This window comes from Methylobacterium sp. J-070 (genome assembly GCF_022829385.1).
Lineage (GTDB): Bacteria > Pseudomonadota > Alphaproteobacteria > Rhizobiales > Beijerinckiaceae > Methylobacterium.
On the sequence record NZ_JAKSXX010000129.1, the window covers coordinates 45,204 to 53,557 of the forward strand.

Here is an 8,354-nt window from a genome sequence, read left to right on the forward strand (position 1 = left end):
TGTCTCGTCGCCCCCGGACGCGCCAGATCGCGACGGCGCGGGGATTTGTCCAGTCCCGGTCTCGGCCGAGCCCTGCGCCGCGCGGGCGCTCAACCGGTCAGCGGCACCTCCAGCCGGAAGCAGGCGCCCCGCTCCCGGGCGGGAAGCGTCAGGCTGCCGCCGAGCTGGCGCGTGAGGCTGCCGACGACGCGCATGCCCAGGCTCTTCGAAGTGCGCCCGATCTCGAACCCCGGCGGCAGCCCGATCCCGTCGTCGGACACCTCGACCACGAGGGTCTCGCCGCTGGGCTCGGCCCGGACGCGGATCGTCCCGCCCGCCGGGTGGCTGTCGGGCGGGTAGGCGTATTTGAGCGCGTTGGTGACGAGTTCGTTGACCAGGAGCCCGATCGGGATCGCCCGGTCGGCCGAGATCCGCTGCGGGCGGGCCGTGCAGGACAGCCGGCGGTCCGGCGCGCCGCCCGCGAGGTTGGCCACCAGCTTCTCCAGGAAGGGCGCGAGGTCCAATTCGCCCGGCACCCCCTCCCCGTCCTCGGCCGCCTTGTCACCCTGCCGCCAGAGCTGGTCGTGGACGCCGGCGATCGCCTCGACGCGGCTGCGGGCATCCGCCAGGGCGGTCTGCACGGCCGGGTCCTCGGCGGCGCGGGCCTGGAGGGCGAGCAGGCTCGCCACGATGGCGAGGCTGTTCTTGACCCGGTGGCTCATCTCGCGGGCGAGCAGGTCCTGGCGGGCCAGCGCGGTCCGCAGCAGGCTCTCGGTGTGCTGGCGCTCGATGGCGCCGCCGAGCAGGTTGGCGAAGACCTGCATGAGGGCGATGTCGGTCTCGGCGAACATGCCCGCCCGGGTGTCGTCCACCTCCAGCACGCCGAAGGCGCCGTTCCGGTTCTCGATCAGCACGTTGATCGCCCGGCGGATGCCGTGGTCGACCATGAGCTGCGGCGTCCGGAACCGGGTCTCCCCGGCGAGGTGGTTCGAGATCACCGGCCGGCCGGTCTTGAGGGCGAAGCCCGCCGGGGAGGCGAGGTCGGCCCCGATCCGGGCCTTCCCGATCACGTCGGGTCCCCAGCCGACGCCCGCCCGCACCAGCAGCGTGTCGGCGCCGGGCCGATACTCCAGGGCCTTGCAATACTCGGCGCCCATGCCCTCCGCGCACAGCTCCGAGGCCCGCTGCAGGAGGTGGTCGACATCGGTGCCGCGCAGGGCCTCGAGGCCGAATTCCGACAGGATCGCCTGCTGGCGCAGGCGACAGGCGAGATCGGGGGGCGTGGACACGCCGGCCGCCTCTGGGCCGGGTTCCGCGTCGGTCTGGTCGGTGCGCACGGTCATGGATGGCGCCAGACTAGAGCGCGCGCCGCGCGAGTGGCAACCGGTTCGGCGAAGGAGCGCGCGTCGGAACAACAGCTTAGAGCCGCCCGGGCCCGGCATGCCGCAGGACCGGCGGGAGGGCGGCACCTGGCGTCGCACCCCCGCGGGGCTTCCGGAGCCCCCGGCCCCCTGCGGCGTTCGTCGGACTAACCCGACGCGAGGACACATCATGGCCGACGACGTGACCGGACTCTCCGACAAGGCGCTCTCGATCCTCGCCTTCGCGGCCTATCACCGACTCGTCAGCGGCGAGCGGGTCACCGCGGTGATCCGCCGGGACGGTGCCGGCCACGAGGCCGACCCGGAGGGCGTGACGGAGCTGGAATCGCGCGGCCTCGTCACCGCCGGCGCGACCGAGATCGACCTGGGCGAGGCCGCGCAGCAGACGGTCGAGACGATGGTGGCGGCCCTGCGCCGGGAGGTCGGCCGCTGAGGGCGGGCCTTCGGCGCGGCGGCCGGAGCGCCCGTGACGGCCTCGACCGGGGGCCGCGCCGTCATCCGGGGGCTCGCCCCGGGCGGGAGGCCGCAAACCAGGGACACGGGTCGGTCGGATCACGGCCCTCGGGTTCCGGGTTTCGTCGCGCGGCCCCTGCGGGACGACACGACCTGCGGCATCCCGGCCGTGGACGGCCGGGAACGCCCCTGCCCCAGGCCGCTTGTCCGCGCACCGGAAGGGAGAACGCGATGACCGCCAAGGTGAAGACGGGTGACGACGTCACCTACCGATGGGGCAAGGGCACCGTCTCGGGCGAGGTGACCAAGGTCCACACCCGGGACGTCGCCAAGACCATCAAGGGCAATACGGTCAAGCGCGCGGCCTCGAAGGCCGAGCCGGCCGTCGAGATCAAGACCGCCAAGGGCAAGACCGTGCTCAAGTCGACCACGGAGGTCACCGTCAAGTCAGCATAACCGCGCAAGCCGCACGCACGTGACGTTGCGCACATCATCCCGGGCGCGGGCCTCGCCGGGGACGGGCATCCGGCTATCTGAAACGGTTCCAGCCTTTGCAAGCCGGGACCCCCATGACCTTTCCTCTCAGGCTCACCCTGAACGGGCAGGCGCGCGAGATCGTCCTCGACGATCCCCGCGTCACCCTCCTCGACCTCCTGCGCGAGCGCCTCGGCCTGACCGGCGCCAAGAAGGGCTGCGACCGCGGCCAGTGCGGCGCCTGCACGGTGCTGGTGGACGGGCGGCGGATCAACAGCTGCCTGACGCTCGCCGCGAGCCTCGACGGCGCCGAGATCCTGACGATCGAGGGGCTGGCCGACGGCGACCGGCTGCACCCGGTCCAGGCCGCCTTCATCGCCCATGACGGCTTCCAGTGCGGCTTCTGCACCCCCGGCCAGATCATGAGCGCGGTCGGGCTGATCCGCGAGGGCCAGGCCGGCACCGATCCCGAGCGCATCCGCGAGGGCATGAGCGGCAACCTCTGCCGCTGCGGCGCCTATGCGGGCATCCTGGAGGCCGTCCGGGAGGCGTCGCACGACGCGGCCGACCGGACCGAGCAGCGGGAGGACGCGGCGTGAAGCGCTTCGACTACATCCGCCCGGCCAGCGTGCCGGAGGCCGTCGCGGCCGGGCAGCAGCCCGACACCGCCTATCTCGCCGCCGGCACCAACCTCGTCGACCTGATGAAGGGCGGCGTCACCGCCCCGGCCCGGATCGTCGACATCACCCGGCTGCCGGGTCTCTCCAGCATCGAGCGGCTGCCGGACGGCGCCACCCGGGTCGGCGCCCTGGTGCGCAACAGCGACCTCGCGCACGACGCGGCGTTCGAAAAGACCTACCCGATGGTGGCCGAGGCCCTGCTGGCCGGCGCCTCGGCGCAATTGCGCAACGCCGCCACCGTCGGCGGCAACCTGATGCAGCGCACCCGCTGCCCGTACTTCACCGACGCGGTCTCGCCCTGCAACAAGCGCGCGCCCGGCTCCGGCTGCGCCGCGCTCGGGCATGCGACCCGCATCCACGCGGTCGAGGGCTGGAGCGAGCACTGCATCGCCACCCACCCGTCCGATTTCTGCGTGCCGCTCGCCGCCCTCGACGCCGTGGTGGAGATCGCCGGGCCGGACGGCGCCCGGGAGGTTCCCCTGACGGCGTTCCACCACCTCCCCGGCGACCACCCGGAGCGGGAGACGGACCTGCGGCCGGGGGAGCTGATCACCGCCCTGCGCCTGCCCCCCGAGGCGGCCGCGTTCCAGGGGCGGGCCCGCTACCTCAAGGTCCGCGACCGCACCTCCTACGCCTTCGCGGTGGTCTCGGCCGCCGCCGCCCTCACCCTGGAGGCCGACGGCACGATCGGCCGGGCCCGGCTCGCCCTCGGCGGGCTGGCGCTCAAGCCCTGGCGGGTGGCGGAGGCCGAGGCGGCCCTCGCCGGACAGGCGCCCTCCCCCGAGGCCTACGCGAAAGCCGCCGCGGCGGCCCTCGCCGGCGCCAAGCCCAGCGGCGAGGCCAACGCCTTCAAGATCGAACTCGCCCGCCGGGTCGCGGTCCGCGCCCTGACCCTGGCGGCCGCCGGCACGCCCGCCCGGATCCCGGCGCTCCCCGCCTCCCCGTTCGGCATCGTCTGAGGAGACCCGCATGACCGCGACCTCCACCCCCGCCTCGAACCTGCCCGCCGGCGCGATCCGCCACGGCTCCAGCATCGGCCAGCCGCTCACCCGCCGCGACGGCCCCCTCAAGGTGACCGGGCAGGCGCGCTTCTCCGCCGACAACCTGCCCCCCGGCACGCTCCACGCGGCGCTCTGCGTCGCCCGGATCGCGAAGGGTCGCGTCACCGGCCTCGACGTGGCCGCCGCCGAGGCCCATCCCGGCGTGGTCGCGGTGATGCGGCCGGGCAACGCCCCGACGCTCGCCAAGGACCCGGATGCCAAGGACGGGCCGTTCACGTTCCGTCTCGACCTCCTGCAGAACGACCGCGTCCGCTACGCCAACCAGCCGATCGCCGTGGTGATCGCCGAGACCCTGGAAGCCGCCACCGAGGGCGCACGGCTGCTCGCCCCGACCTACGCGGCCGAGACGCCGCGGATCGGCCTCGACGCGGGCGAGGCCTTCACGCCGGATTCGGTCGGCGTCGGCGCGCCCCCGGCCGAGAGCGAGGGTGATATCGAGGCCGGGCTGGCGGCGGCGTCCAGGACGATCGCCGCCACCTACGAGACGCCGGCCCAGTACCACAACGCCATGGAGCCGCACGCGGCCCTGGCCCAGTGGGACGGCGACCGGCTGACGCTGCACATGCCGACCCAGGCGCTCGCCATGTCGCAGGGCCGGCTCGCCGGGCTGTTCGGCATCAACCCCGACGACATCCACATCGAGAGCCCCTATCTCGGCGGCGGCTTCGGCTCGAAGGGCGTGCCCGCGGGGCCGCAGGTGCTCGCCTGCATGGCGGCCAGGCTCGTGGGCCGGCCCGTCAAGCTGGTGCCGACCCGGACCCAGATGTACGGCCCGATGGGTCATCGCGGCCCGACCCGTCAGACGCTGCGCCTCGGCGCCGACGCGGCCGGCAAGCTCACGGCCCTCGACCACCACATCCTCACCGCCTCGTCGAGCTTCGACGACTTCTTCGAGCCCGCGGGCCGGGCGACCAGCACCCTCTACGCCAGCCCCGCCATCGCCATACGGCACGAGGCGGTGCGCCTCGACACCGGCACCCCGCTGTTCATGCGCGCCCCCGGCGAGGCCACCGGCAGCGTCGCCCTGGAGAGCGCGCTCGACGAGATGGCCCACGAACTCGGCATGGACCCGCTGGAGTTCCGGCTGGCCAACTACGCCGAGGTCGAGCCGCTCACCGGCAAGCCGTTCTCGTCGAAGGCCCTGCGCGAGTGCTACCGGCGCGGCGCCGAGGCGTTCGGCTGGGCCGGGCGCCCGCTCCAGCCGCGGCAGACCCGGGACAGCGACGGGTTCCTGGTCGGCACCGGCATGGGCACCGCCACCTTCCCGGCGCTGATCTTCGAGGGGCTAGCCCGGGCCGAGATCCGCGCCGACGGGTCCGGCACGGTGGAACTCGGGGCGATCGACATGGGCCAGGGCTCGTGGACGGCGCTCGCCCAGATCGCCGCCGACGGGCTCGGGATCGGGATGGACGCCCTCACCTTCCGGATGGGGTCCTCCGACCTGCCGAATGCCGGCATCGCGGGCGGCTCGGGCCACACCGCCACGGCGGGCGGCGCGATCCACGCGGCGGCCGGCGACGTGATCCGGCAACTGGCGGACCTCGCCACCAACGATCCCGCCTCCCCGCTCTACGGGGCGGGCAATGCCGGCGTGACCGCGGCGGAGGGGCGGCTGACCCGGCGCGACGACCCGGGCCGGAGCGAAGCCTTCACCGAGATCCTCAAGCGGGCCGGCCGGTCGAGCATCGAGGGTCAGGGCAAGGCCGGGGCGGATCCGGCCGCGCAGGCGACCTACGCCATGCATGCCCACGGGGCGGTCTTCGCCGAGGTGAAGGTCGATCCCGATCTCGGCCAGATCCGGGTCAGCCGCCTCACCGGCGCCTTCGCGGCGGGACGGGTGATCAACCCGCGCCTCGTCCAGAGCCAGTATTACGGCGGGATGATCTGGGGCCTGTCCTTCGCCCTGCACGAGCGGGCCGAGATGGACCCGCGCACCGGCCGCTTCCTCAACGACAACCTCGCCGAGTACCACGTGCCGGTGAACGCCGACGTGCCCGCGATGGAGGCGATCCTGGTCCACGAGGACGACGCGGTGGTGAACGCCCTCGGCGTCAAGGGCGTCGGCGAGATCGGCATCACCGGCACGGTCGGCGCCATCGCCAACGCGATCTGGCACGCCACCGGCGTGCGGGTGCGCGAGATGCCGATCACCCTGGACAAGCTGCTGGGCTGATCGCAGCCCGGGCGTATCGCGGCGCCCGGGATTTTCCAGTATGGGGCATGCCACCGGCGGCCCGTGACCGCCGCGGAGCGCGGAGACCGGCATGCCCCTCACCAGCGACATCGGCGGCGTCGTGCCGATCGCCCCGACGCCGTTCCACCCGGACGGCCGGATCGACACCGTGTCCCTCGACCGGATGACCGACTTCTTCGGCTCCGCCGGGGTCGACGGCCTGACGATCCTCGGCCAGCTCGGCGAGGCCGGCAAGCTCGACCAGGCGGAGGGCCTCGCGGTGGCCAAGCAGGTCCTCGGGCGGACCCGGCTCCCGGTGATCGTCGGCGTCACGGCGCCGGGCTTCGCGGCCATGCGGGCGCTCGCCCGGGAGGTGATGGAGCTGGGCGCTGCCGGCGTGATGATCGCGCCGCCCAACACCCTGCGCACCGACGACCAGGTGGTCGGCTACTACCGCAACGCCGTCGAGGCGATCGGGCCGGACGTGCCCTTCGTCCTGCAGGATTACCCCCTCACCTTCTCGGTGCAGATGACCCCGGCGGTGATCCGCCGGATCGTGTCCGAGAACCCCTCCTGCGTGATGCTCAAGCACGAGGACTGGCCGGGGCTGGAGAAGATCTCGACCCTGCGCGGCTTCGAGGCCGACGGCACGATGCGCCACATCAGCATCCTGGTCGGCAACGGCGGCCTGTTCCTGGACTTCGAGACCGAGCGCGGCGCCGACGGGGCCAATACCGGCTACGCCTTCCCGGAGATGCTGGTCGACGTGGTCCGCCTCGGCCGGGCCGGCGCGCGCGAGGCCGCCCACGACCTGTTCGACGCCCACCTGCCCTATCTGCGCTACGAGCAGCAGCAGGGCCCGCTGGGACTGGCGGTGCGCAAATACGTGTTCCAGCGCCGGGGGATCTTCGCCTCCGACGCGCAGCGCAAGCCCTCGCAGGCGCTGACCGCGCAGGCCAAGGCCGAGGTCGAGTACCTGCTGGCCCGCCTCGCCCGCACCGATCCGCGGGCACGGCTGGCGCCCTGAGGCCGGGCGCGACGCCGCCCGTCTCCCGTCCACGGGTCCGCCCGCTCCGCTTGCCCGGTCGGGCGGACCCTCAAGCCCCCGCCTTGCCCTCCGGCTGCGGCGTGACCCTGTCCCCGTCGCGCAGGGAGGCCGGCGGTCCCACGACGACGCGCTCGTCGCCGGTCAGGCCGGCGCGCAGCTCCAGCGCCGTCGCGGTCTGGCGGAAGATCGTGACCGGGCGCATCCGCGCGACGGTGCGCCCGTCCGCGTCCGCCTCGACCACCGCCACGCGGGTGCCGTGCTGGTCGAAGATCAGGGCGTCGCTCGGCACCGTCACGGCGGGCGAGGCCCGCGGGATCTCCAGGGTGATGGTGATGTACAGCCCGGCCCGCAGGACGCCGTCCGGGTTGGGGATGTCGACCTGCGTCACCAGCGTGCGCGCGGCCGAGAGCAGCGTCGTCGACGAGCGCGCGACCTTTCCGGGGAAGACCTTTCCCGGGATCTGCGCCACCTCGATCCGGGCGTCGAGCCCGTCGCGGACGCCCTCGGCGGCGTAGAGCGGCACGTTCACCGCCATGCGCAGCACGTCGTCCCGCGCCAGGGTCAGGAGCGGCATCCCCGTGTTGGTGTCGGCGGTGACCGCGTCCCCGACATCGTTGTTGCGGGTCGTCACCACCCCGTCGAAGGGCGCGCGGATCTCCTCGAAGCCGGTCAGGACCTTGAGCCGCGCGACCTGGGCCTCCTGGGCGGCAATGTTGGCCTGCGCGACCTTCACGGCGGCCTTCACGGCGTCGAGGTTGGCGGTCTGCGCGAGCACGCCGGCCTGCGACGTGTCGGCGTTCTGGCGGGTCTCGGCCCCGCTGCCGGCCAGCGTCGAGGTCCGCCGGTTGGTCACGTCCGCGAGGTGGCGGTTGGCCTCCGCCTGGTCGACCATCGCGTGCGCCTGGATCAGCGCCGCCTGCAGCTGCAGCACCTGCGCCTGCGCCTGGACGAGCTGCTGGTCGAGGTCGGGGGCGCTGATCCGGAACAGCAGGTCGCCCTTCCGCACATGCGTGCCGATATCGACCCTGCGCTCGACGATGTAGCCGGTCGCCCTTGGGTAGAGGCTCGCCGTGTCGAAGGCCTGGGTGGTGCCGGTCTGGGTGA

8 protein-coding genes are annotated in these 8,354 nt (G+C 73.7%); 6 read left to right on the forward strand and 2 right to left on the reverse strand.

Translation table 11 applies throughout. From position 1 onward, the window contains the following. Window positions 1-89: 89 nt before the first annotated feature. Window positions 90-1,322, reverse strand: a complete 1,233-nt coding sequence (locus tag MKL01_RS12680; protein WP_243905576.1) for a sensor histidine kinase — start codon at window positions 1,320-1,322, stop codon at window positions 90-92. Between the two features lie 208 nt (window positions 1,323-1,530). On the opposite strand from MKL01_RS12680, the gene MKL01_RS12685 reads away from it, so the two are divergent. The 6 genes from MKL01_RS12685 to MKL01_RS12710 all read left to right on the forward strand — a co-directional run bounded on the left by MKL01_RS12685 (window position 1,531) and on the right by MKL01_RS12710 (window position 7,229). Then, a complete protein-coding gene (locus tag MKL01_RS12685) occupies window positions 1,531-1,794 on the forward strand; it encodes a hypothetical protein (protein ID WP_243905577.1) in 264 nt (87 codons plus the stop codon). Window positions 1,795-2,045: 251 nt separating this feature from the next. Beyond that, window positions 2,046-2,270 carry a DUF2945 domain-containing protein gene (locus tag MKL01_RS12690; protein WP_243905578.1) on the forward strand — a complete coding sequence of 75 codons (225 nt, stop codon included), beginning with the start codon at window positions 2,046-2,048 and terminating at the stop codon, window positions 2,268-2,270. Between the two features lie 113 nt (window positions 2,271-2,383). Next, window positions 2,384-2,887, forward strand: coding sequence for a (2Fe-2S)-binding protein (locus tag MKL01_RS12695; RefSeq protein ID WP_243905579.1), 504 nt, complete (start codon window positions 2,384-2,386; stop codon window positions 2,885-2,887). Beyond that, a complete protein-coding gene (locus MKL01_RS12700; protein WP_243905580.1) occupies window positions 2,884-3,927 on the forward strand; it encodes an FAD binding domain-containing protein in 1,044 nt (347 codons plus the stop codon). The genes MKL01_RS12695 and MKL01_RS12700 overlap by 4 nt, the downstream gene beginning before the upstream one ends. A gap of 10 nt (window positions 3,928-3,937) precedes the next feature. Continuing rightward, window positions 3,938-6,202, forward strand: a complete 2,265-nt coding sequence (locus tag MKL01_RS12705; protein WP_243905581.1) for a xanthine dehydrogenase family protein molybdopterin-binding subunit — start codon at window positions 3,938-3,940, stop codon at window positions 6,200-6,202. A 91-nt stretch (window positions 6,203-6,293) separates the two neighbouring features. After that, window positions 6,294-7,229 (forward strand): dihydrodipicolinate synthase family protein, encoded by a 936-nt coding sequence (locus MKL01_RS12710; RefSeq protein ID WP_243905582.1) that lies wholly within the window; start codon window positions 6,294-6,296, stop codon window positions 7,227-7,229. 70 nt (window positions 7,230-7,299) lie between these two features. On the opposite strand, the gene MKL01_RS12715 is transcribed toward MKL01_RS12710, so the two are convergent. Then, a partial coding sequence (locus MKL01_RS12715; RefSeq protein ID WP_243905583.1) for an efflux RND transporter periplasmic adaptor subunit occupies window positions 7,300-8,354 on the reverse strand: 1,055 nt, incomplete at its 5' end.